Genomic DNA, 21,414 nt, shown 5'->3' on the forward strand with positions numbered 1-21,414 from the left:
GAAATGATGGTTGGTCAGGGCAACCGACGACTACTTCAGACCGATCGCGGCGTAGTCGTACATGTTCTGACCGTCGTTGGAGAAGACGTTGGCCAGGGTGTCCGGGCGGTACAGCAGGCCCTTGGCCCAGATGCCCGGCAGCGCCGCCGCCTGCTCCATGACCTTCTTGTCCACGTCGACCCAGATCTGGTTGCGCGCCGCCTCGTCGGTGGTGGACAGCGCCTTGTCGATCAACTGGTCGACCTCGGGGATCTTGATGCCGAGGTTGGAGTTACCACCGGTCGGCTTGATCACGCGGCTGTCGACGATCTGGCTCAGGAAGCCGAAGCCGTCGCTCCAGTCCGCTCCCCAGCTGTAGACGATCAGGCCGAGCTTGTTGTTCTTCGCGAAGTCCGGCTTGCCCGCGTACAGCTTGGTGTAGTCACCCGTCGGATACGGCTTGGTGCTCAGGTTGATGCCGGCCCGCTTCAGCGACTGCTGCAGGGTCTCGGCGACCGCCTTCTCCTTGGGCCGGTCGGACCGGTAGGTGATGTTGGTGGCGAAGCCGTTCGGCTGACCGCACTGCTTCAGCTCGTCCTTGGCCTTGTCGACGTTGCCGTTCTTGTCGGTCTCGAAGCCGTAGTCGTCGAACTTCTGCGCACCGGTCACGAGCGGCGGCATCAGGTTCGTCGCGATGTCGCCACCCACCGGGCCACCGTAGGCACGCTGGTAGCCCTCGTGGTCAGCGGCGTACAGGACCGCCTTGCGGCAGTGCACGTTGTCCAGCGGCGGGACGTCGGGGTTCAGCACGGTGAAGTTGAGTCGCGGCGCCGGCACGTTGTCGGTGTGCGCCTTCAGCTTCGGGTCGGCCAGCACCTTCGCCTGGGTCTCCGCCTGAACGCCGGTACCGGCGATGTCGACGTCGAGGTCACCGGCGATCAGCCGGTTGTCGATGTCGGTGCCGTTCACGTTGAACGCGACCGTGATCTTGTCCGGCAGCGCCTTGCGGCCGGAGTCCGGGTCGGTCGAGGCGTCGTACTGATCGTTGCGGATCAGCGCCATGCCCTTGTTGGCGTCGTAGCTCTCGAACTTGTACGGGCCGGTCGAGATCGGGTGTTCCTTGTACTTCGCGCCGGTGTCCTTGGCCTGTGGCACCGGAGCCGTCGACGGGAGCTGGGCGAAGTAGTCGAAGCTGGCGAACGGCTTCTTCAGGTGGAAGACGATGGTCTGGTCGTCCGGCGTCTCGATCGCCTTGGCCACACCGGCCAGCGACTTGTCCTTGTAGACGCTGTACCCGGCCGGGACGTCCAGCAGGAAGTCGTTGAAGTACGTCGGACCGCTCGGCAGCGTCGCCTTGTCCAGCGAACGCGCGACCCCGTACTTGACGTCCTTCGAGGTGACCTCGGTGCCGTCCTCGAACTTCACGCCCTTGCGGATCTTGTAGGTCCAGGTCTTGGCGCCGTCGCTCGGCACACCGGGACCCTCGGCGAGGTCCGGGACCGGCTTCGCGCCCTCGGCGCCCGGAGCGGCCTTGAACGTCATCAGCGGCCGGACATAGTTGCGGACCAGGTTCCAGGACAGGCCGTAGTAGGTGTCACCGGGGTCTGTGGAGTCCCACAGCTCGGTGATCGCCATCCGCAGGGTGCCGCCCTTCTTGTCGCTCGGGCTGAACACCTTGTTGACAGCCGCGTTGGCCTCCGCGGTGGCGGCGCCTTCGCTGCTGGTCCCTCCTCCGGGCGTCGCCTTCGGTCCCCCGCAAGCCACCAGGCTCAAGGCGACGGCCGCACTGACGGCGGTTGCCGTCCTGATGCGATTCCATCTCATCTCTTGTTGCACCCCTTTTTTCGTGAGAGCTGTGACATCCGTGGGCTCCCTGGTTGGAGAGAAGTCCTATCGCGACCGCGGGTCCAGCGCGTCGCGCAATCCGTCGCCGAACAGGTTGAAGGCCAGCACCGTCAGGAAGATCGCCAGGCCGGGCGGGACCATGTACATCGGGTCGACCTGGTACCAGTTCGCGGCGATCGACAGCATGTCGCCCCAGCTGGCCGTCGGCGGGCGGATGCCGACACCCAGGTACGACAGGCCGGCCTCGAAGAGCACGTTGGTCGGGATCAGCAGCGTCGCGTACACCAGGATCGGGGCGATCAGGTTCGGCAGCAGCTCGGTGAACAGGATGTACGGACGCCGGGCACCGAGGCTCCGGGCGGCGTCGACGAACTCCCGCTCCCGCAGCGACAGTGTCTGCCCGCGGATGATCCGGCCGATGTAGGGCCAGCTGAAGAAGCCGATGATGAAGATGACCAGAGCCACCCGCAGCGCGTCGCCCTGGATGCCGAGCAGCTTGTCCGGGAGGGCACCGACCAGCGCGAGCGCGAACAGCAACAGCGGGAAGGCGAGGAAGATGTCCATCACCCGGCTGAGCAGCGAGTCGATCCAGCCGCCGAAGTACCCCGCGACGACGCCCACCACGACGCCGATCACGACCGACACCATCGTGGCCATGAACGCGATCAGCAATGAGATCCGGGCGCCGTAGACGATCCGGGCGAAGATGTCGCGGCCGTTCACCGGCTCGATCCCGAGCGGGTGGTCCGCGCTGATCCCGCCCCACTTGCCGATCGGAGTCTGCAGTGACGGGTCGACCAGGTCCTGGTGGAAGTCGTTCGGGGTGACGCCGACGAGCTTGCACAGCAGCGGGGCGAAGATCGCGACCAGGACCAGGAGGACCACGAAGGCGCCGCCGGCGAGCGCGACCTTGTCGCGCTTCAGCCGCATCCAGGAGATCTGCCACAGAGAGCGACCCTCGATCTTGCCGGCGCCCTTGAGGATGGCCTCAGGCTGCGCTGCCGATGCTCCCGGCTCGACCTCGAGTGGCGTGCTCACGCGATGGGTTCCCCTGCCTCGATGTTCGATGGAACCGGGACTGATCCGGTATGGCTGCCGCCTTAACCTGCCGCCATTACAGGCTGGAGTCAAACGCGGAAAGTGCTGCGTTGCCCGATCGTGACCGTCAGGAAATCGTCCCGTATCGTGGACATTCCGCAGTAAACCACGGCGCCGTACCCACGGTCGCCGGAGCCTCGCGAACCGTTACTGTCATGGCATCTTTGTGTCACGGGGCGGTGATTACTTGCGGAGACCGGACAGGTACAGGAACGACAGCGGATTGAGCGCCGCGGCCACGTTCTCGATGTCCTTGCCGGCCGCCACCGTGAACCGGCCCTGCCACGCCGGGACCGCCGGAACCTCCTGGGCCAGCACTCCCTGTAGCTGACCGATCAGGTCGTCGCGTTCCAGCCCGTTCTGTTCCGTCGTTTCCTGCTGCAGCAGCTTGGCCGCCGCCGAGGACCGGTAGCCGTTCTGGAACAGGCCACCGGCCCGGACGAACGGCGCGAGGTAGTCGTCGCCATCCGGGTACTCCGGGATCCAGCTCCCGTAGTAGACGTCGTACGCACCCGCGCGGGCCAGCGTCTGGTACTCCGGCCAGTCCGCGTTCCGCAACGTCACCCGGAACAGCCCGGACGCGTCGAGCTGGCGCTTCAGCTCGAGCACCTCCGCCTTCGCGCTCGTGCCGTACTGCACCGGTGTCCACCCCACTGTCAGCGGCACCGGTACGGCGATGCCGGCCTCCTTGAGGATCGCGGCCGCGGCGGTCTTGTTCGGCTGCTTGTACTCCGTCCTGAACGCATCCACCTGCCCGCCGAACCCGGGCGGCACCAGTGAGAACAGCGGCGCGACCTGGTCGCCGTACACCTTCTTCACCAGCGTCTGCCGGTCGAGCAGCTGCGCGAAGGCACGGCGTACGGCGAGCTTGCGCGACGTGAGCGACTTCATATGGAAGGCATAGAACTGGATCGCCGCGGAGTCGGACTCGACCAGCTGGACCCGGTCCGACGCCCGCAGCTTGTCCGTCAGGTTCGGCCCGAACCCATGGAAGGCCAGGTCCGTCTTGCCCGTCGTCACCGCCTGGTACAGCGCGGTCGAGTCCTTCACGAACGTGATCTCGGCGCCGTCGTTCTGCGGCCCGCGCGGTCCGCGGTACCCGTCGAAGCGGGCCAGCATGATCCGCTTCCCCGGCCGGTACGCCGTCAGCTGGTACGGCCCGCTGCCCATCGCCTTGGTGTCGAGCAACTTGTTCGCCGGGTAGTACTCCTCGTCCACGATCGACCCGGCCGTCGTGGTCAGCAGGTACGGCAGCCGCGCGTCCGGGCTCTTCAGATGGAACACCGCGGTGAGGTCGTCCGGCGTGCTGACCGAGCTCAGCGTGGAGAACAGCGGGGCCGGGCCGTTCGGGGTCTTCAGCTTCAGCATCCGCTCGAAGCTGAACTTCACGTCCGACGAGGTCAGTTCGTGCCCGTTCGGGAACTTCAGCCCTTCCTTCAGGCTGCAGGTGTACGTCGTCGGCGAGTCGAACTGGCAGTCGGCGGCGTCCGGAACCGGCGTCGGCTTGCCCGGCATGATCGTCAGCAGCGTCTGGTACAGGTTCGCCTGGACGGTCCGCGAGCCCACGCCGTACGGACCGGCCGGGTCCAGTGAGGTGACCTGGTCCGTGGTCGCGAGCCGGAGCACCATCGCCTTCGGTGTCGGCTCACCCGGATGCGGCGCGTTGTCGTCCGGCTCCCCACACGCCGCCAACGACACGCTCAGCACACCCACCGCGGCCGTCACCGCACCCCGGCGCCACCACTCGGTCAACATCTCACCCTTCCCCAGCCCGCTACCCGAACAACGCCCCCGAGGGCACCAAGTGACGGTAACCCGTCAACGGAGCAGGTCGCGCAGGGCCTCCGGTGTGAGCGGCTCGAGCGAACGCACCACCAGCCGTCGCGGCGCGTCCGGAATCGTCACCCACTGCGGTACGGCGACCACGTACGCGCCGGCCGCCGTACCGGACTCGGTCCCCGTGTTCGAGTCCTCGATCACCACGCACCGGGCCGGGTCGACGCCCAGCTTGCGGGCCGCGGTCAGGTACGGCTCGGGGTGCGGCTTGCCGTGCGTCACCTCGTCACCGGCCACGATCACGTCGAACGGGTCGGGCGGCAGATGGCCGAGCACCGCGTCGATCATCACCCGGTACGACGCCGACACCAGCCCGCACGGGATGTCCTCCTTGCGCAGTGCCTGGAGCAGCTCGACCGCGCCCGGCTGGAAGCTGACTTCCTTGCGGAGCTCGTCCACCACCCGGCCGAACATCTGCTCGGCCAGCTCGTCGGCGGTGATCACACCGGCCGGGACCCGCGCCATCCAGACCTTGACCGCGTCCCGCAGGTCGCTGCCGATGAGGGTCAGGCAGTCCTGCTCGGTCCAGGTCACCCCGAGCTCGGCGAGGAACCTGATCTGCACCTCGGCCCAGGTCTTCTCGGAGTCGACCAAGGTCCCGTCCATGTCCCAGAGCACCGCTTGGAGGGATTGTTCCGGGTGCAAGTGCAGCTCCTTCGTGAGGCCTGGCGCGATCGGTTCGCGGAACCATTTTCCTTGGTCCACCCGGACCGGCCGCCGCCGGGTCCGGCTCACGGACGGCGACACGTTCCGCTGGGCGTGAAACCCGGCACGCCCGTCGGCGCGACCACGTAGGCTGGCAGTCCGGATTCCGGCGACCCCGCCGGATGGCACACAGACGACAGGGGGCCTGCGAGTGGTTGACCTCGCGAACCTGAGGGACCCGGTCGTGATCGCCGCGTTCGAGGGCTGGAACGACGCGGCCGAGGCGGCCACCGGCGCGGTCGACCATCTGATCGACGAGTGGGACGCGGAGCTCGTCACCGCGATCGACCCCGAGGACTACTACGACTTCCAGGTGAACCGCCCGATGGTCGGCTTCGACGAGGACGGCGGGCGCCAGCTGACCTGGCCGACCACCCGGGTGTACGTCGCCCGGCCCGAGGACACCGACCGGGACGTGCTGCTGATCCGCGGCATCGAGCCGAACATGCGCTGGCGCGGCTTCTGCCAGGAGCTGCTCGAGGTCGTCGACGAGTCGAACGCCCAGCTCGTGGTGGTGCTCGGCGCACTGCTCGCGGACTCCCCGCACACCCGGCCGATCCCGGTCTCGGCGACGTCGTCCGACCCCGAGCTGTCCGCTTCGTGGAGCCTCGAGCCGTCGACGTACGAGGGCCCGACCGGGATCACCGGCGTCTTCGCCGACCTGTGCAGCACGCTCGGCGTGCCGTCGGTGTCGATCTGGTCCGCGATCCCCCACTACATCGCCAGTACGCCGTGCCCGAAGGCATCCCTGGCACTGCTGACCAAGATCGAGGCGCTGCTGGACCTGCAGATTCCGGAAGGCGATCTGCCCGAGCTGGCCCGCGCCTGGCAGCGCGGTGCCGACGAGCTCAGCGAGGAAGACCCGGAGGTCGCCGAGTACGTCCACTCGCTCGAGGAGCAGCGCGACACCGCGGACCTACCCGAGGCCACCGGTGACGCGATCGCCGCCGAGTTCGAGCGCTACCTACGACGACGGAACAAGAACCATCCGAGCGACTAGGCCGTGTCTGGTAATCCCGCGCCGTAGCGAGCAGGTGCTCGGTGCGGTGCATCGGCGTGCTGGAGCGAAGGTCTCGATGCGGAGCATCGTGGCCTTTGCGCCAGTGCGGCGAGGTGCCGTGCCGAGTGCCGCGCAGTAGGCGGGGGATTGCCAGACACGGCCTAGGTCGTCTACAGCTCCTGGGCGGCAGTCGTGATGACGTCGTCCAGGACTGCGCGGGACGTGGCCAGGTCGGCGATCATCCGGTCGATGCGGTCGCGTTCGGCGGTCAGGTCGGTGACGAGTTGCGGGGTGGCCCGTTCGTTCGGGCCGCCGTCCGGGTCGCGCATGCACGGGAGCAGCTGAGCGATCTTCTTGCTGTGCAGGCCGGCCGCGAACAGCTCCTGGATCAGGATCACCCGGTCGACGGCGCGCTCGGCGTACTCGCGCTGTCCGCCGGGACTCCGCTCCGACACCAGCAGGCCCTGCTGCTCGTAGTACCGCAGCGACCGCTCGCTCACCCCGGTCCGCCGGGCCAGCTCACCGATCCGCATCGCCGATCCTCCCGCGGGACTTGAACTTGACACTGATGTCAGATTTTACCCTGCCGGTATGACGCTCTTCGACTACAGCCCCATCACCGAACGCCCGCGGCTGACCTGGCCGGACGGCAAGCGGGTCGCCTTCTATGTCGGCCTCAACATCGAGCACTTCCTCCCCGGCGAATCGTCGACCAGCATCTGGCCGCTCGACCTGAAGCCCGACCCGCTGAACCACGGCTGGCGCGACTACGGCGCCCGGGTCGGCGTCTGGCGCACCATCGACATCCTCGACCGGCATGGCATCCGGGCCAGCGCGCTGGTGAACTCGATGGTTGCCGAGAGCAACCCGCAGATCATCAAGGCCGGTGTGGAACGCGACTGGGCCTGGCTCGCGCACGGCTCGACCAACTCGATCCTGCACACCGGCTACACACCGGACGAGGAGCGCAAGATCCTCGCCGACATCACCGGCACCATCGAGACCGCGACCGGCCGACGGCCGAAGGGCTGGATGGGCCCCGCCCTGACCGAGACCGACAACACCCCACAACTGCTGTCCGAGCTCGGCTACAGCTACGTACTCGACTGGACCAACGACGACCAGCCGTACCGGCTGAACGTCCCCGGCATGCTCAGCGTCCCGTACACCCTCGGGCTGAACGACCTCGGCCTGTACCTCCGCGGTACGTCCGGGCCCGAGTTCCTCCAGATGGTCAAGGACCAGTACGACGTACTCCAGGCCGAGTCCGCGGACAGCGGCCGGGTGATGGCGCTCGCGCTGCACCCGTTCGTGATCGGTCAGCCGTTCCTGGCGAAGTACCTCGACCTCGCGCTGGAGTACATTGCGGCGCAGAGCGACGTCTGGCTGACCACGAGTGACGAGATCGCGGCGCACTATGTGACAGCCTGACTGTGTCATCAAGACTGGCGTGATGGTCGGGATCGGCTTATCCTCGTCCGGGCCGAGGATCACGGGGAGCGGGTTATGGGCGAGGCGAAGGGCGGGAGCTCGGCTCCGGCCTTGGCTGTACTCGCCCTGCTCGGCATCGTCGCCGTGGTCGGGTTCACCAACGGCGACAAGCAGGAGACCGTCGATCTGACCACGCTCGCCGCGTCGACAACGGCAACCACGATCCCGACCGCACCACTCGATCCCCGGCCGTACGCCGGGACCGACGGACTGGTCGTGCACCCGCGGACCGAGACCGCGCTCTACAGTGCGCCGGACGCGGACGCGTTCGCCAAGATCGGGCCGACACAGTTCGGCCAGACCTGGCTACCGGTGGTCGAGCAGACCGACGGTTGGGTCCGGGTGCTGCTGCCGTCCAAGCCCAACCGTTCGACCGGCTGGTTGCCGGACGAGGACCTCGATCGCGCGTCCTCGTCGTACCTGATCAAGGTCCATACCGGCGCGCGCACGATCGAGCTGTTCCAGCGCGGCCGGCGGCTCGGTGTCTGGAAGGCCGGGGTCGGCGCGAAGAAGACGCCGACGCCGCCGGGCCGCACATTCCTGCTCGGCTCGATCATCGACGACAAGCGATCCGCGTCGCCGATCGTCCTGCCCCTGGGTGCGCACAGTCCCACTCTGGACACGTTCGGTGGCGGCCCTGGTACGGTCGCGATCCACGGCTGGCCGCGGCCGGACGTGTTCGGAGCCGCCATCAGCGCCGGTTGTGTCCGGGTGCCGAAGACCGCACTCGCCCACCTGCAGAAGGTGCCGCTCGGCACGCTCGTCCTGATCGACAGCAAATAGAAAGTTGAGGACACCGTGATGCGACCAGACCTCGCGCGGACCATCACCACGGTCGCGGCCGTCGGCGGCGTCGTGGCGTTCACCGTGGTCGCGAGCGCGCCCGAGGGCAACGCGACGGCCCGGCCGTCCTCGGCGTACGCGGTCAGCGCGGACGGACAGTTCCCGATCGCCAAGACGCCGTACGCCGAATCCCCCGACGGGAAGCGACGGACGACGTCCGCACTGGAGCTCCCGACGAACCCGCTGATCTCGGTCCGCGCCGGGAACGCGACGGCCGGGAACGACTCGGCCTCGGTCGAACTGTTCGACGTGGTCGTCGGCCCGGACATCCTCAGCCAGGTGAAGCTCCCGCCGGAGTTGAAGCAGAGCTGTGCCAACCTGCCTGCGCAGGGCGCCGACGACCTGCCGATCCCCGACCTCCCGTTGCCTGACCTCGGGCTGCCGCTGCCGAAGCTCAGCACGAAGGATCTTCCGGTCAAGAATCTGCCCGACCTGTGCAACCTGTTGCTCACGCCACCTAGTTCGCTGCTCGGCATCGACTCGGTCAGCGTCTGGTGCTCCGGCGACGAAGGCGGCGTCGACATCGGCGCCCTGACCCTGCTCGGTCAGCGCATCACGCTGCCGACCACCAAGCAGGGCGCGTCGATCCCGGCCGCGCCGCTGGCGACCATCACGGTGAACGAGCAGGCCAAGCGCACGGACGGCTCGTTCACGATCACCGGACTGACGATCGACCTCGGCGGCGGCACGCAGGTCATCCGGCTGGCCTCGGCGACCTGCTCCAAGCCGGCGCCACATCCCACGCCGAAGCCGACCCATCCGCCGACCACTGAGCCGCCGCAGCTCAACGAGCCGCCGGCAGCGACGCCCCCGACGCCGGTCAAGACCCACCAGCCGGTGACCGGCTGACCGCTACACCTACAGCTTGACGCCGAGCAAGGCGTCGATCGCCAGGGCCACCAGAGCGGGCGCCTCGGGATCGTCGCCGTTGGTCTCGGCCCAGGTGTCGATCGCGGACAGCGCGGCGACGCTGTCCAGGTCGTTCGTCAGCGCGGCCCGTACGGCGTCGACCGCGGCTGCACCGTCGGGACCCGAACCCCGGCTGACCGCACCGCGCCAGACGTCCAACCGCTCCTGTGCGTCGAGCAGCTCCGACTCGGTCCAGAACCATTCGGTTCGGTAGTGGTGGGCGAGCAGCGCCAGCCGGATAGCCATCGGGTCCGACCCGGCCCGCCGCTCGTTCGAGACCAGCACCAGGTTGCCCTTGGACTTCGACATCTTCTCGCCGTCCAGGCCGACCATCGCCTGGTGCACGTACGCGTGGGCGAACGGGTGCTCGCCGGTCGCGACCTGTGCGCCGCTGGCCGACATCTCGTGGTGCGGGAAGATCAGGTCGGTCCCGCCGCCCTGGACGTCGAACGACATCCCGAGGTACTCCAGCGCGATCGCCGAGCACTCGACGTGCCAGCCGGGCCGGCCGCGGCCGACCGGTGAGTCCCAGGCCGGCTCCCCCGGGCGCTCGTGACGCCACAGCAGACTGTCCAGCGGGTCCCGCTTGCCCTCACGCTCCGGGTCGCCGCCGCGCTCGGCGAACAGCTCCGTCATCGTCTGGCGGTCGTACCCGGATACGCCGCCGAAGGCCGCGTCCGCCTTCACCGCGAAGTACAGGTCGCCGTCGACCGAGTAGACCGCGCCGGCCCGGCGCAGCTCGTCGACCGCGTTCGCCACCAGGTCGACCGACTCGACCACGCCGATGTAGTGCTGCGGCGGGATCACCCGCAGCGAGGTCATGTCGTCGCGGAACAGCTGGATCTCGCGGTGCGCCAGGTCGGTCCAGTCGACCCCGGTCTCGGCGGCCCGCTCGAGCAGCGGGTCGTCGACGTCGGTGATGTTCTGCGTGTAGCGGACGTCGTACCCGGCGTCCCGCCACATCCGGTTGATCAGGTCGAACGTCACGTACGTCGCCGCATGGCCCATGTGCGTGGCGTCGTACGGCGTGATGCCGCACACATACATCCGGGCGGTGCCGCCGTCGGCCGGCGGTACCTCGACCAGTCCGCCCGAGGCGGTGTCGTGGAGCCGCAGCCGCCGGGCCGGACCCGGGACGACCGGGATGTCTGGAGTTGTCCACGCCTGCATGCCCTGGAGCTTATGCCAGCCCCGATTTCAGTGCCGCGACACGGTTCCACTCTCCGGTCGCCTCCCACCCGAAGATTCATCCGGGCCGGGTGACGTTGCACGGTCGTTCGGCGCACACGATGGGGTTTGCGACGACGCTCGCCGCGCGTTCCGGGCGCGCGTTCGGTTCGATCGACGGCAAATCGACGGCAAGGAGTGCACCATGACCGCCTTTACGGTGTGGAAGTTCGATGGTCCGGACGGCGCCGGGCACGCCGAATCCGTTCTCAAGGGCTGCGAGCGGGACGGACTGGTGAAGATCCTCGATCACGCGATCGTCTCGTGGCCGAAGGACGATGCGCATCCGACCACCAAGCAGGGGCACGAGGACACCTGGCGCGGGACCGGCTGGGGGGCTTTGTGGGGCGTCCTCCTCGGTGCCCTCTTCTTCGTGCCGCTGATCGGTGGCGTCGCCGGGGCCGCGATCGGCGCGATCAGCAAGTCGACCCAGGATGCCGGCATCACCAAGGAGCAGCTGCAGAAGATCCGCACCGAGGTCACGCCGGGAACCTCGGCCCTGTTCGTGGTCACCGAGCAGGGCGATCTCGACCGGGTGGGCGAACGGTTCCATGGCATGCACAGCAAGCTGATCGACACGAACCTCACCGATGCCGAGCGTCAGGTGCTGCTGGAGACCTTCGGCGGCCGCTGACGCCCGTACCTAGAACGCCGGCCAGGGGATGGCGGGCCAGTCCTCGCTGGGGTACGGGTAGATCCCGGTCTTCAGCAGCGACGCACACCGCTCGCGGGTCGCGGTCAGCTCGACCGCCGTGATCAGCTCGCACAGCTGCGTCCCGAGCCCGCCGGCGAGCCGGTCGGCCAGCCTCCGTACGTCGTCCAGCAGGTCGGCGGGGATCGGATCACCGGCCCAGCCCCACAACACGGTCCGCAGCTTGTCGTCGGCGTTGAAGGTGACCCCGTGGTCGACCCCGAACACGCGGCCGTCCCCCGGGTTCAGCACATGGCCGCCCTTGCGGTCGGCATTGTTGACCACGGCATCGAACACCGCCATCCGCTGCAGTGCCAGGTTGTCCGCGTGCACCAGCGTCACCGGGTTGTGCCGGCCGTCGAGCGCGTCGAAGACGCCGACCCACCCCTTCGGCACCCGGCCCTGCGGCACGATGTCGACCAGCTCGGTCTCCCCCGCCGGCAGCTCGACCTCGTCGATCCACAGCTGCACCATGCCCTCGCCGAGCGGCCCGTCCCGCAGCAGCGTCGGCGGCACGACCGACCAGCCCAGCGCCTCGGACACGACGTACGCCGCGTACTCGCGCTGGGCCAGCGTGCCGTCGGGGAAGTCCCACAGCGGCCGCTCGCCCTGGACCGGTTTGTAGACCACCGTCGCCGTACGGTCCTCGAGACTCACCGAGCCCTGGAACGTCCCGTTCGACGCGGCCACCAGGCGGCCGTGCAGGGACAGCTCCCCATGGGTGAGCAGGTCCTGGTCGATCATTCCGGCAGGTGCCTGCGGTAGCCGTTGGCGCGCGGGCAGATGTGCCCCTCCGGGTCGATCGGCCGGCCGCAGAACGGACAGCTCGGCCGCCCGGACGCGACCAGCGCGACGGCCCGCCGGGCGAACGCCCGGGCCTGTTCCTCGCTGATCCGGACGATGAACACCTCGGCGTCCTCGGAGTCCATCGCGGCCTGGACCGGGTCGGTCTCCTCCAGCTCGGCCTGCTCGCCGGGCACGACCGAGAAGACCTCGATCACCACGCGCTCGGCGTCGGCCTCCCAGGCCAGCGTCATGGTGCCGGCCCGGAACTCCTCCTCGATCGGCTGCTCCAGCGGGTCGGTGTCGTCGGATCCGGCCGGCGTGACCGGATCCCGGTCGAAGCGCCGGGCCACCTCGTCCAGCATCACGTCCAGCCGCTCCGCGAGCGCCATCACCTGCTCCTTCTCACAGGCCACCGACGTCAGCCGGGCACCGGCCCGGGCCTGCAGGAAGAAAGTCCTGGCACCGGGTTCCCCCACGGTGCCGGCGACGAACCGATCCGGATCGTCGTACGAATGAACAACGCGCGCCATATGCAGAAGCCTATTACCGTCCACCGACCACTGCGTCGGAAGACTGCTTCTTGGTGCGGCCCTTGGCCGGGGGTTTGGGGATCAGGGACTCCAGTTCGCTGCCTGAGTCGTTGAGTCGGACCAGGAAGGGACGGGTCGTGGTGTAGGTGATGATCGTCGTCGACGCCGTGTCGACCACGATCCGCTGGAACGTGTCCAGGTGCTGTCCCAGTGCGTCCGCCACGATCGCCTTGATCACATCTCCGTGCGACACCGCCACCCACAGAGCGCCGGGGCCATGGCTCTTCGCCAGCGCAGCGTCGTGCGCCCGGACCGCGTCGACCGCGCGCTGCTGCATCGCCCGCATCGACTCGCCACCCGGGAACGTCACCGCGGACGGGTGCTGCTGCACGACCGCCCACAGCGGGTCCTTCGCCAGCGTGGCGATCTTCTTCCCGGTCCAGTCGCCGTACCCGCACTCGGTCAGCCGCCGGTCCGTTGCCGGACGCAACCCTTCGTGGAGCTTCGCGATCGCGGCCGCGGTCTGCTTGCACCGCTCCAGCGGCGAGGTGACGATCGCGGCCAGCGGCAGCCCGGCCAGTCGCTGTGCCACCGCCTCGGCCTGGCGCACGCCGGTCTCGTCCAGCTTCACTCCGGGAGTGCGGCCGGCCAGCGTGCCGGAGGTGTTCGCGGCGCTGCGGCCGTGGCGGACCAGAATCACCGTGGGCATGACCTGCACGGTATCCGGTGTGCGCAAGTCGCGGTGCCATGATGGGGCTGTGATCGTGGACTGCGGGGTGTACGCCGACGGCGAACGGCAGGACCTGCCCAAGGACCCCGAGACCGTTGCCCAGGCCATCGACGACCACGGCGAGTGCTTCGGCTGGGTCGGCCTGCACGAGCCGTCGGACGCCGAGATGCGCCGCGTCCAGCGGCTGTTCGACCTGCACGAACTCGCCGTCGAGGACGCACTCAAGGCCCACCAGCGACCCAAGGTCGAGCGGTTCGGCGACGCCATCGTCGTCGTACTCCGCACCCTGTGGTACGTCGACGAGGGCGACGCCGTCGAGACCGGCCAGCTCAGCGTCTTCATCGGCCCGCGGTACGTCGTGACCGTCCGGCACGGCGAAGGCGGTGAGCTGGCAACGACCCGGCAGGATCTCGAGGAACGTGCCTCGATGCTCGGTCACGGCCCGGCCGCCGTGCTGTGGGCGATCTGCGACTCGGTCGTCGACGGGTACGAGACGGTCGCCGAGTCGGTCGAGGTCGACGTCGACGAGATCGAGTCGTCGGTCTTCTCCGCGGACCGGACCAGCGACGCGGAGCGGATCTACCGGCTCAAGCGCGAGGTGCTCGAGATGCGCCGCGCGGTCCTGCCGCTGCGCGAGCCGATGGAGCAGTTCGCGCACGGCGTCCCCGGCATCAACCCGAAGGCAGCGCCGTACTTCCGCGACGTCGCCGACCACGTCAGCCGAGTGGCCGACCAGACGGAGTCCATCGACACGCTGCTCAGTTCGGCGCTCGGCGCCCACCTGGCTCGCGTCTCGGTCCAGCAGAACGACGATATGCGCCGGATCTCGGCCTGGGTCGCGATCGCCGCGGTGCCGACCATGCTGGCCGGCATCTACGGGATGAACTTCGACAACATGCCCGAACTCACCTGGCACTACGGGTACTACGGCATCCTGCTCCTGATGGCCACCGTCTGCTTCACCATGTACCGCTTCTTCCGCAAGGTCGGCTGGCTCTAGGTCGTGTCTGCTGATCCCGCGCAGTAGGCGGGGGGCCAGCAGACACGACCTTAGGTTGCTGTGATCGTGCTGGTTGCGAGCAGGATTACGAGGACGATGCCGAGCAGGACGCGGTAGAACGCGAAGACCTCGATCGTGTGCTTGGCGACGAACCGCAGCAGCCACGCGACCGACGCGTACGCGACCACGAAGCTCACGACGGTCCCGACGATCAGCGGCACCGCACCGACGTCGCCGTTCAGGGCGTCCTTGAGTTCGTAGACGCCGGCGCCGACCAGCGCCGGGATGCCGAGCAGGAACGAGATCCGGGTGGCCGCGACGCGTTCGAGACCGCAGAACAACCCGGCCGAGATCGTCGCACCCGAACGGGAGATGCCAGGGATCAGCGCCAGGCACTGGACCAGACCCATCACGATCGCGTCGATCAGCGTGATCCGGGTCAGCGGCCGGGACTTGCTGCCCAGCCGCTCGGCCGCCACCATCACGACCGACCAGCCGATCAGGGCCGCGGCCACCCACCACAGGCTGCGGAGCGGGCCCGAGATGATGTCGCGGGCAAGGAATCCGACGATGACGATCGGCGTCGAGCCGACGATCACGTACCAGCCCATCCGGTGATCGAACTCGCCGCGGTGCTCGGGCTTGACCAGACCGCGCACCCAGGCGATCGCGATCCGCTGGATGTCCTTCCAGAAGAACAGCACGACCGCCGCGATCGCACCGATCTGGATCACCGCGGTGAAGCCCGTGATCGACGGGTCGTCGATCTGCAGGCCGAGCATCTTCGCCACGATGGTCAGATGGCCGGTGCTGGAGACCGGGAGGAATTCGGTCAGGCCCTCGACGATGCCGAGGATGATGGAGTCCCAGATCGTCATCAGTTGCCGACTCCGGCGAGTTCGAGCGCCTCGGCGACCGTGCGCAGATCGGCGATCCGCTGGTCCACGGTGGACGCGAACGGGGTGATCGCGACGGTCGTCGCCCCGGCCTCGGCGTACGCGGTCAGCTTCTCGGCCATCCGCTCCTTGCTGCCGAGCAGCGAGATCGAGTCGATGAACCCGTGCGGTACGGCGGCCATCGCCTCGCGGTGCTTCCTGTCCAGGTAGAGGTCCTGGATCTCCTTGGCCTCCTCGGCGTACCCCATCCGGATCGCCAGGGCGTTGTAGAAGTTCTTCTCCCGGCTGCCCATGCCGCCGATGTACAAGGCGGCGTACCCACGGATCGGGTCGGCCGCGGCGTGCAGGTCGTCGCCGGTCATCACCGGCACGGACGCGACGACGTCGAAGTCGTCGAGTCCTTGCTGACGGATCTCGCGACCCGACTTGATGTGCTTCAACTGCTCTCCCAGATAGGCGGGGTCGTTGAGGATACCGAGCCAGCCGTCGGCGATCTCGCCGGCCAGTTCGAGGTTCTTCGGGCCGACGGCGGCGAGGTAGACGGGTACATGGTCGCGGATCGGGTGCACGGTCAGCTTCAGCGCCTTGCCGGGGCCGTCGGGCAGCGGCAGCGTGAAGTACTTGCCTTCGAAGGCCACGGTCTCGCGGCGGAGGGCGGAGTTCACGATGGCAACGTACTCACGCGTCCTGAGTAGCGGCTGAGTGAACCGGACGCCGTGCCAGCCCTCGGACACCTGTGGGCCGGACACGCCGAGGCCGAGCCGGAACCGGCCGTTCGAGAGCCGGTCCAGGGTGGCGGCCGTCATCGCGGTCATCGCCGGCGTCCGGGCCGGGATCTGGAAGACCGCCGCGCCGACGTCGATGGTGGAGGTCTGGGCGGCGATCCAGCTCAGCAGCGTGGCCGCGTCCGAACCGTACGCCTCCGCGGCCCAGGTGACCGAGAAGCCGAGTCGCTCGGCCTCCTGCACCAGCCTCAGATGATCCAGATGATCGGTGCCACCGAAGACGAAGCCGATGTTGAGTCCGAGTCGCATGACAGGCGAGCCTAACGAGCCGTTGTCGGTGCTCCGCAATAGGCTCGGCACATGCAGCAGCGCTATCTCGGTCACAGTGGCCTGGCGGTGAGCCGGCTCGGCCTGGGCACCATGTCCTGGGGCCGCGACACCGATGAGCACGAGGCGCGCGAGCAGTTGGCCGCGTTCGTGGCCGCCGGCGGCACCCTGATCGACACTGCCGCGGCATACGGCGACGGCGACAGCGAGCGACTGATCGGATCGCTGCTGGGAGACGTGGTGGAGCGGGACGACCTGGTCATCGCGACCAAGGCCGGGTTCAGCGTCCGCCGCGGTGAGCGGATCACCGACACGTCCCGGGGCGCCCTGCTGCGCGACCTGGAGGGCTCGCTGCGGCGGCTGAACGTCGACCACATCGACCTGTGGCAGCTGCACACCTGGTCCGACGACGTACCGCTGGAGGAGACGCTGTCGGCGCTCGACCACGCGGTGAACTCGGGCAAGGTGCGGTATGTCGGCGTCTCGAACTACGCCGGCTGGAAGTCGGCCAGGGCGGTGACCTGGCAGCAGGCGTGGCCCGGGCGCGCGGTCCCGGTGTCGAACCAGGTGGAGTACTCGCTGCTCGCCCGGGATGCCGAGGCGGACGCGATCCGGGCGGCCGGCGGGCTGGGGATCGGCGTACTGGCGTGGTCGCCACTTGGGCGCGGTGTGTTGACTGGAAAGTACCGCACGGGCATCCCGGCGGACTCCCGGGCGGCGTCTCAGCATCTGTCCAGATTCGTCGACCCCTACCTCGACGGCCGCGGTTCGGGCATCGTGGAAGCGGTCGCGCGAGCCGCCGACGGGCTCGGCTGGACCCCGCTCGAGGTGGCACTCACCTGGGTGCGGGACCGGCCGGGGGTGTCGGCGGCGATCGTCGGGGCCCGGACGGCGATGCAACTGAAGTCCGTGCTCGGTGTGGAGGAACTCACTCTTCCGCCGGCCATCGTGGCGGCGCTGGAGGATGTGTCGTGAGGTAGATGTCGTTGGGCAGGTGGAGGTGCGGATGGCCGAATACGAACTGCAGCAGTTCGAGTTGTCCAGGACGGAGTCGCGCGGCGCGGTGCGCCGGTTGTTGACCGAGCACGCCGAGTACGGCGGCTGGGAACTGGCCCGGCTTCGTCGCTATCCGGACGGCACTCGCCGAGTCTGGCTCCGCCGCCGCATCATCCGCGTGATGCGGACCCTCTGAGTAGCGCGGTCACCAGCTCGCGGCGACTGCCGACACCGACCTTGTCGTACGCCGCCCGCACGTGTTCCTGCACTGTGTGTGGTGAGAGGCACAACCGCTCGACGATCTGCCGCGTGGAATACCCCCGCAACAACAGCTCCGTCACCCGCTGCTGGGCGGGCGTCAGTCCGTGCAGATCGAACAGCAGCGACCCGAGCTGCGCCCCAGTCACCGGCTCGATCACGACGACCATCTGCCCGGCATCGCCGAGCCTCGACGCATGCAGTGCGAGCCATCGACCAGCTCGTGTCCTGACCTTCAGCTGAGGCGCCGGCCCTTGTGTCAGCCTGGCCGCGACCGCTCTGACGGCGACCGGTAGCTCCGTCCGCCGATCCGGCTGCAACTCGGCCACCCAGTGCTCGCCTTCCGCGTTCGCCGCCAGTTGGTGCAGGCCGGCGTCGAGCACGATCACGCCTGGACCGACCTCACCGTCGTCGCCGGACCGGCTGAGTAGACCACGACGTAGTCCCTCGGCCACGTGCGGTCCAAGACGCCGTACCAGCTGGAGCTCCTGCTCCGAGAACCCGGTCGCCGCGTCCTCCCGGTGCAGGCAGATGACGCCCCAGCAGCGACCGTTCGACATCAGCGCGGCCCGGAGTTCGTCACCGAAGCCGATCGGCCGCATCACCTCGACGTACCGGCTGCTGCTCTGCCAGTCGCCCTTCGTCGCGTGGGTGAGCGAGCTGACCGGATCACGCGCGGCGGCGAGCGTGACGAACTTGTTGACGTCCGCCTGCCCGAACTCGTTCGCGAGGAACTGCTCGGTCACCTCGCCGAGCGGCGCGTCCGCGCTCGCCGAGGTGAACAGCAGGGTGGCCGGGTCGACGGTCGCGAAGAACGCGGCGTCGATCGTCATCAGCGTCCGCAGCCGGGTCAGCAGCTCGGACCGCAGCTCATCGGCGTCCAGCCCCACGTAACAGCGCTGGATCAGCACCTCCAGGCGATCCGCCGCCCCCATGATCGCGATGCTACGCCGGTACGACGCCGAGCTGCCGCAGGAAGCCGAGCTCGTCCAGACGGCCCCAGCGCTCGACGATCCGGCCGTCGCGCAGCCGGAAGATGTTGATCCCGGGCAGGTTGACCGTCTTCCCGGTCGGGCCGACGCCCATCACCTCGCCCTCGTGCGTCCCGGCGGCCGTGAAGCGCTCGACCACGATCTCGCCCTCGGCAACGAGCGCGTGCAACTCGCTGTGCCAGTCGGGGAACGCGGAGCGCATCAGGTCTCCGGCCGCCCGCATCCCCTCGCGGTCCGGCGTGACCCCGAACGGCGGGTCGTGGTTGATGAAGTCCTCGGCGAGATACACGTCGACCGCGCCCGGGTCCCCCTTGGTGAACAGCCCGTCGATGAAGTCCCTGACGACGGCTTTGTTGCTCTCTGTCGTACTCATGTCTTCGATGCTGCGGCGGTTCGCCGGGGCGTCGTACCCCGATTAGTTGGGGTTCGTCTCCGTGTCGCGGAAATATCTCTGCGACAGAGGTATCGTGGACGCGTGAACACCACCGACGCCCTCGCGGAGGAGTTGCTGGCCGCGATCGGGCTGGTCCGCCGGCACCTGCGCCGATCGGCCGGGAGACCCTCGCCGCTGTCGGCACTGACCAGCTCGCAGGCCGAGCTGGTGCGGACGGTGCGCCGCAACCCCGGCATCTCGGTCGCCGAGGCCGCCGCCGAACTGGGGCTGGTAGCGAACACGGTGTCGACCCTGGTCGGACAGCTCACCGAGCGTGGGCTGCTGCGGCGGGCACCGGACGAGACCGACCGCCGCGTCGCCCGGCTCACGTTGACCGAGCCTGCCCGCGAGCAGGTCGAGGCCTGGCGCGATCGCCGTACCGCGCTCGTCACTCAAGCCCTCGACGGCCTTGAGCAGGACGAACGTGCGGCACTGCGAGCCGCACTACCGGTCCTCGGCGTACTGGCGGAGCGACTGCATCCCGAGATCGAGCAGAGCAAGGAGCGCGTATGAGTGCGGAAGAGGCGATCGAGCCGGTGCCGGCCGTGCGGATCGACGGGTTGAGTCACCGGTTCGGCGACCATCTCGCCGTCGAGGACCTGGACCTGACCGTCTCGCCGGGCGAGTGCTTCGGTCTGCTCGGTCCGAACGGTGCCGGCAAGACCACCACACTCCGAGTGCTGAACACCCTCTACCCACCGCAGTCCGGCACGGTCCGGGTCTTCGGGCTGGACGTGCGTTCCGAGGCGATGGCCGTACGGCGGATGCTCGGCTACGTCCCGCAACAGCTGTCGATCGAGGGTGCGTTGACAGGGCGGGAGAACGTGGCCTGGTTCGCCCGCTTGTTCGACGTACCGCGTCGGGAACGGGCCGGTCGGGTCGCCGAGGTGCTGGAGATCGTTGACCTGACCGACGCCGCTGACCGGCTGGCGTCGACGTACTCCGGCGGAATGGTGCGCCGCCTGGAGCTGGCGCAGGCGCTGGTCAACCGACCCGCGCTGCTGGTGCTGGACGAGCCGACGGTCGGTCTCGACCCGGTCGCGCGGGATTCCGTCTGGGCGCGCGTTCAGGACATGCAGGAGAAGTACGGGATGACCGTGCTGCTGACCACGCACTACATGGAGGAGGCCGACATCCTGTGTGACCGGGTCGCCCTGATGCACCTCGGCCGACTGCGCGCTGTCGGGAGTCCGGCCGATCTCAAGACCGAGCTGGGACCCGACGCCAGCCTCGAGGACGTCTTCCGTCACCACACCGGCGAGAGCCTCGCCGCCGGCGAGAAGGGAGGTCTGCGCGATGTCCGTGGCACCCGCCGCACCGCCCAGCGCATGGGCTGAGACCCGGCTCCGGGCCACGACCCGGTTGTTCTCCCGGATCGCCACGTTCTGCCTGGTCGAACTGCAGAAGCTGAAGCACGACCGGACCGAGCTGATCACCCGGGCGATCCAGCCGATCCTGTGGCTGGTCATCTTCGGCCAGACCTTCAGCCGGATCCGCGCGATCCCGACCGGGGACGTGCCGTACCTGGACTATCTCGCGCCAGGCATCATCGCGCAGTCCGCCTTGTTCGTCGCGATCTTCTACGGCATCCAGATCATCTGGGAGCGCGATGCGGGCATCCTCACCAAGCTCCTGGTCACGCCCAGCCCGCGGTCCGCACTGGTGGCGGGCAAGGCGTTCGCGGCCGGCGTACGAACGATCTCCCAGGCGATCGTCGTCATCATCGTCGCCGCGCTGCTCGGCGTCAGCCTGACCTGGAATCCGCTGAAGCTGCTGGCGGTTCTCGTGGTGGTCGTTCTCGGTGCGGCGTTCTTCTCGTGCCTGTCGATGACCATCGCGGGTCTGGTACTGCGGCGCGATCGGCTGATGGGTATCGGGCAGGCGATCACGATGCCGCTGTTCTTCGCGTCCAGCGCGCTGTACCCGATCTCGATCATGCCCGGCTGGCTGAAGGTCCTCAGCCATGCCAATCCGCTCACGTACGAGGTCAGCGCTTTGCGCGGGTTGCTGATCGGCCAACCCACCAACTACTGGCTGGACTTCGGCGTACTCATCGTGGCCGCGTTGGCCGGCATCTGCGCGGCCTCCTCACTGCTCCACCGGCTTGCTCGCTGAGG

24 protein-coding genes are annotated in these 21,414 nt (G+C 68.6%); 11 read left to right on the forward strand and 13 right to left on the reverse strand.

Translation table 11 applies throughout. The features are described 5' to 3' along the window. Window positions 1-30: 30 nt before the first annotated feature. The 4 genes from ACGFH6_RS29045 to ACGFH6_RS29060 all read right to left on the reverse strand — a co-directional run bounded on the left by ACGFH6_RS29045 (window position 31) and on the right by ACGFH6_RS29060 (window position 5,493). Complete coding sequence (locus ACGFH6_RS29045; RefSeq protein WP_393390277.1) at window positions 31-1,803, reverse strand: ABC transporter substrate-binding protein; 1,773 nt, start codon at window positions 1,801-1,803, stop codon at window positions 31-33. Between the two features lie 66 nt (window positions 1,804-1,869). Further along, window positions 1,870-2,862, reverse strand: coding sequence for an ABC transporter permease (locus tag ACGFH6_RS29050; protein WP_393390280.1), 993 nt, complete (start codon window positions 2,860-2,862; stop codon window positions 1,870-1,872). A gap of 243 nt (window positions 2,863-3,105) precedes the next feature. Further along, complete coding sequence (locus tag ACGFH6_RS29055; protein ID WP_393390283.1) at window positions 3,106-4,677, reverse strand: ABC transporter substrate-binding protein; 1,572 nt, start codon at window positions 4,675-4,677, stop codon at window positions 3,106-3,108. A gap of 63 nt (window positions 4,678-4,740) precedes the next feature. Further along, window positions 4,741-5,493, reverse strand: a complete 753-nt coding sequence (locus ACGFH6_RS29060) for an HAD family hydrolase (RefSeq protein WP_393390286.1) — start codon at window positions 5,491-5,493, stop codon at window positions 4,741-4,743. A 121-nt stretch (window positions 5,494-5,614) separates the two neighbouring features. Between ACGFH6_RS29060 and ACGFH6_RS29065 the strand changes: the two genes are divergently transcribed. After that, window positions 5,615-6,463 carry a PAC2 family protein gene (locus tag ACGFH6_RS29065; RefSeq protein ID WP_393390289.1) on the forward strand — a complete coding sequence of 283 codons (849 nt, stop codon included), beginning with the start codon at window positions 5,615-5,617 and terminating at the stop codon, window positions 6,461-6,463. Between the two features lie 170 nt (window positions 6,464-6,633). On the opposite strand, the gene ACGFH6_RS29070 is transcribed toward ACGFH6_RS29065, so the two are convergent. Continuing rightward, window positions 6,634-6,996: a MerR family transcriptional regulator gene (locus tag ACGFH6_RS29070; RefSeq protein ID WP_393390292.1), complete on the reverse strand. Its 363-nt coding sequence runs from the start codon at window positions 6,994-6,996 to the stop codon at window positions 6,634-6,636. Between the two features lie 58 nt (window positions 6,997-7,054). Between ACGFH6_RS29070 and ACGFH6_RS29075 the strand changes: the two genes are divergently transcribed. The 3 genes from ACGFH6_RS29075 (at window position 7,055) to ACGFH6_RS29085 (ending at window position 9,646) form a co-directional block, all read left to right on the forward strand. Continuing rightward, entirely contained in the window at window positions 7,055-7,894 is an 840-nt protein-coding gene (locus tag ACGFH6_RS29075) for a polysaccharide deacetylase family protein (RefSeq protein WP_393390295.1), read from the forward strand. Between the two features lie 75 nt (window positions 7,895-7,969). After that, on the forward strand, window positions 7,970-8,737 hold the full coding sequence (locus ACGFH6_RS29080; RefSeq protein ID WP_393390298.1) for a L,D-transpeptidase: 768 nt from the start codon (window positions 7,970-7,972) through the stop codon (window positions 8,735-8,737). A gap of 18 nt (window positions 8,738-8,755) precedes the next feature. Next, on the forward strand, window positions 8,756-9,646 hold the full coding sequence (locus ACGFH6_RS29085; RefSeq protein WP_393390301.1) for a hypothetical protein: 891 nt from the start codon (window positions 8,756-8,758) through the stop codon (window positions 9,644-9,646). Between the two features lie 9 nt (window positions 9,647-9,655). Here the strand turns inward: ACGFH6_RS29085 and mshC are convergent, their stop codons facing one another. Then, complete coding sequence (gene mshC, locus ACGFH6_RS29090) at window positions 9,656-10,876, reverse strand: cysteine--1-D-myo-inosityl 2-amino-2-deoxy-alpha-D-glucopyranoside ligase (protein ID WP_393390303.1); 1,221 nt, start codon at window positions 10,874-10,876, stop codon at window positions 9,656-9,658. Between the two features lie 202 nt (window positions 10,877-11,078). Between mshC and ACGFH6_RS29095 the strand changes: the two genes are divergently transcribed. Continuing rightward, a complete protein-coding gene (locus tag ACGFH6_RS29095; protein ID WP_393390306.1) occupies window positions 11,079-11,567 on the forward strand; it encodes a DUF1269 domain-containing protein in 489 nt (162 codons plus the stop codon). A 9-nt stretch (window positions 11,568-11,576) separates the two neighbouring features. On the opposite strand, the gene ACGFH6_RS29100 is transcribed toward ACGFH6_RS29095, so the two are convergent. The 3 genes from ACGFH6_RS29100 to ACGFH6_RS29110 are packed head-to-tail and all read right to left on the reverse strand — an operon-like array spanning window position 11,577 to window position 13,649. After that, window positions 11,577-12,368, reverse strand: a complete 792-nt coding sequence (locus ACGFH6_RS29100; protein WP_393390309.1) for an SCO1664 family protein — start codon at window positions 12,366-12,368, stop codon at window positions 11,577-11,579. After that, the gene (locus ACGFH6_RS29105; RefSeq protein WP_393390312.1) at window positions 12,365-12,940 is read right to left on the reverse strand and encodes a DUF3090 domain-containing protein; all 576 of its coding nucleotides are present in this window, start codon (window positions 12,938-12,940) and stop codon (window positions 12,365-12,367) included. The genes ACGFH6_RS29100 and ACGFH6_RS29105 overlap by 4 nt, the downstream gene beginning before the upstream one ends. A 13-nt stretch (window positions 12,941-12,953) precedes the next feature. Then, window positions 12,954-13,649, reverse strand: a complete 696-nt coding sequence (locus ACGFH6_RS29110) for a histidine phosphatase family protein (RefSeq protein WP_393390315.1) — start codon at window positions 13,647-13,649, stop codon at window positions 12,954-12,956. A 49-nt stretch (window positions 13,650-13,698) separates the two neighbouring features. Between ACGFH6_RS29110 and ACGFH6_RS29115 the strand changes: the two genes are divergently transcribed. Next, window positions 13,699-14,670 (forward strand): magnesium and cobalt transport protein CorA, encoded by a 972-nt coding sequence (locus ACGFH6_RS29115; protein ID WP_393390318.1) that lies wholly within the window; start codon window positions 13,699-13,701, stop codon window positions 14,668-14,670. 50 nt (window positions 14,671-14,720) lie between these two features. On the opposite strand, the gene ACGFH6_RS29120 is transcribed toward ACGFH6_RS29115, so the two are convergent. Both ACGFH6_RS29120 and ACGFH6_RS29125 read right to left on the reverse strand, forming a co-directional pair. Beyond that, entirely contained in the window at window positions 14,721-15,548 is an 828-nt protein-coding gene (locus ACGFH6_RS29120) for an undecaprenyl-diphosphate phosphatase (protein WP_393390321.1), read from the reverse strand. Then, a complete protein-coding gene (locus ACGFH6_RS29125; RefSeq protein ID WP_393390325.1) occupies window positions 15,548-16,600 on the reverse strand; it encodes an LLM class F420-dependent oxidoreductase in 1,053 nt (350 codons plus the stop codon). The genes ACGFH6_RS29120 and ACGFH6_RS29125 overlap by 1 nt, the downstream gene beginning before the upstream one ends. A gap of 51 nt (window positions 16,601-16,651) precedes the next feature. On the opposite strand from ACGFH6_RS29125, the gene ACGFH6_RS29130 reads away from it, so the two are divergent. Then, a complete protein-coding gene (locus ACGFH6_RS29130; RefSeq protein WP_360446827.1) occupies window positions 16,652-17,593 on the forward strand; it encodes an aldo/keto reductase in 942 nt (313 codons plus the stop codon). 31 nt (window positions 17,594-17,624) lie between these two features. Then, window positions 17,625-17,810, forward strand: coding sequence for a DUF5703 family protein (locus ACGFH6_RS29135; RefSeq protein WP_131356698.1), 186 nt, complete (start codon window positions 17,625-17,627; stop codon window positions 17,808-17,810). Here ACGFH6_RS29135 and ACGFH6_RS29140 read toward each other — a convergent pair. After that, window positions 17,785-18,807: a LuxR C-terminal-related transcriptional regulator gene (locus tag ACGFH6_RS29140; RefSeq protein ID WP_393390328.1), complete on the reverse strand. Its 1,023-nt coding sequence runs from the start codon at window positions 18,805-18,807 to the stop codon at window positions 17,785-17,787. The genes ACGFH6_RS29135 and ACGFH6_RS29140 overlap by 26 nt on opposite strands. Before the next feature lie 10 nt (window positions 18,808-18,817). Next, window positions 18,818-19,237, reverse strand: a complete 420-nt coding sequence (locus tag ACGFH6_RS29145; RefSeq protein ID WP_393390330.1) for an ester cyclase — start codon at window positions 19,235-19,237, stop codon at window positions 18,818-18,820. Between the two features lie 102 nt (window positions 19,238-19,339). Here ACGFH6_RS29145 and ACGFH6_RS29150 point away from each other — a divergent pair, with 102 nt between their 5' ends. Genes ACGFH6_RS29150 through ACGFH6_RS29160 form a run of 3 tightly spaced genes read left to right on the forward strand, consistent with a single transcriptional unit; the run spans window position 19,340 to window position 21,412 of the window. Next, entirely contained in the window at window positions 19,340-19,810 is a 471-nt protein-coding gene (locus ACGFH6_RS29150) for a MarR family winged helix-turn-helix transcriptional regulator (RefSeq protein WP_393390333.1), read from the forward strand. Then, window positions 19,807-20,634, forward strand: a complete 828-nt coding sequence (locus ACGFH6_RS29155; RefSeq protein WP_393390336.1) for an ABC transporter ATP-binding protein — start codon at window positions 19,807-19,809, stop codon at window positions 20,632-20,634. The genes ACGFH6_RS29150 and ACGFH6_RS29155 overlap by 4 nt, the downstream gene beginning before the upstream one ends. Beyond that, the gene (locus tag ACGFH6_RS29160) at window positions 20,594-21,412 is read left to right on the forward strand and encodes an ABC transporter permease (RefSeq protein WP_393390339.1); all 819 of its coding nucleotides are present in this window, start codon (window positions 20,594-20,596) and stop codon (window positions 21,410-21,412) included. Before ACGFH6_RS29155 ends, ACGFH6_RS29160 begins: the two co-directional genes overlap by 41 nt. Window positions 21,413-21,414 lie beyond the last annotated feature (2 nt).

Origin of the sequence: Kribbella sp. NPDC049227, from assembly GCF_043197265.1 — a bacterium.
Taxonomy (GTDB): Bacteria; Actinomycetota; Actinomycetes; order Propionibacteriales; family Kribbellaceae; genus Kribbella.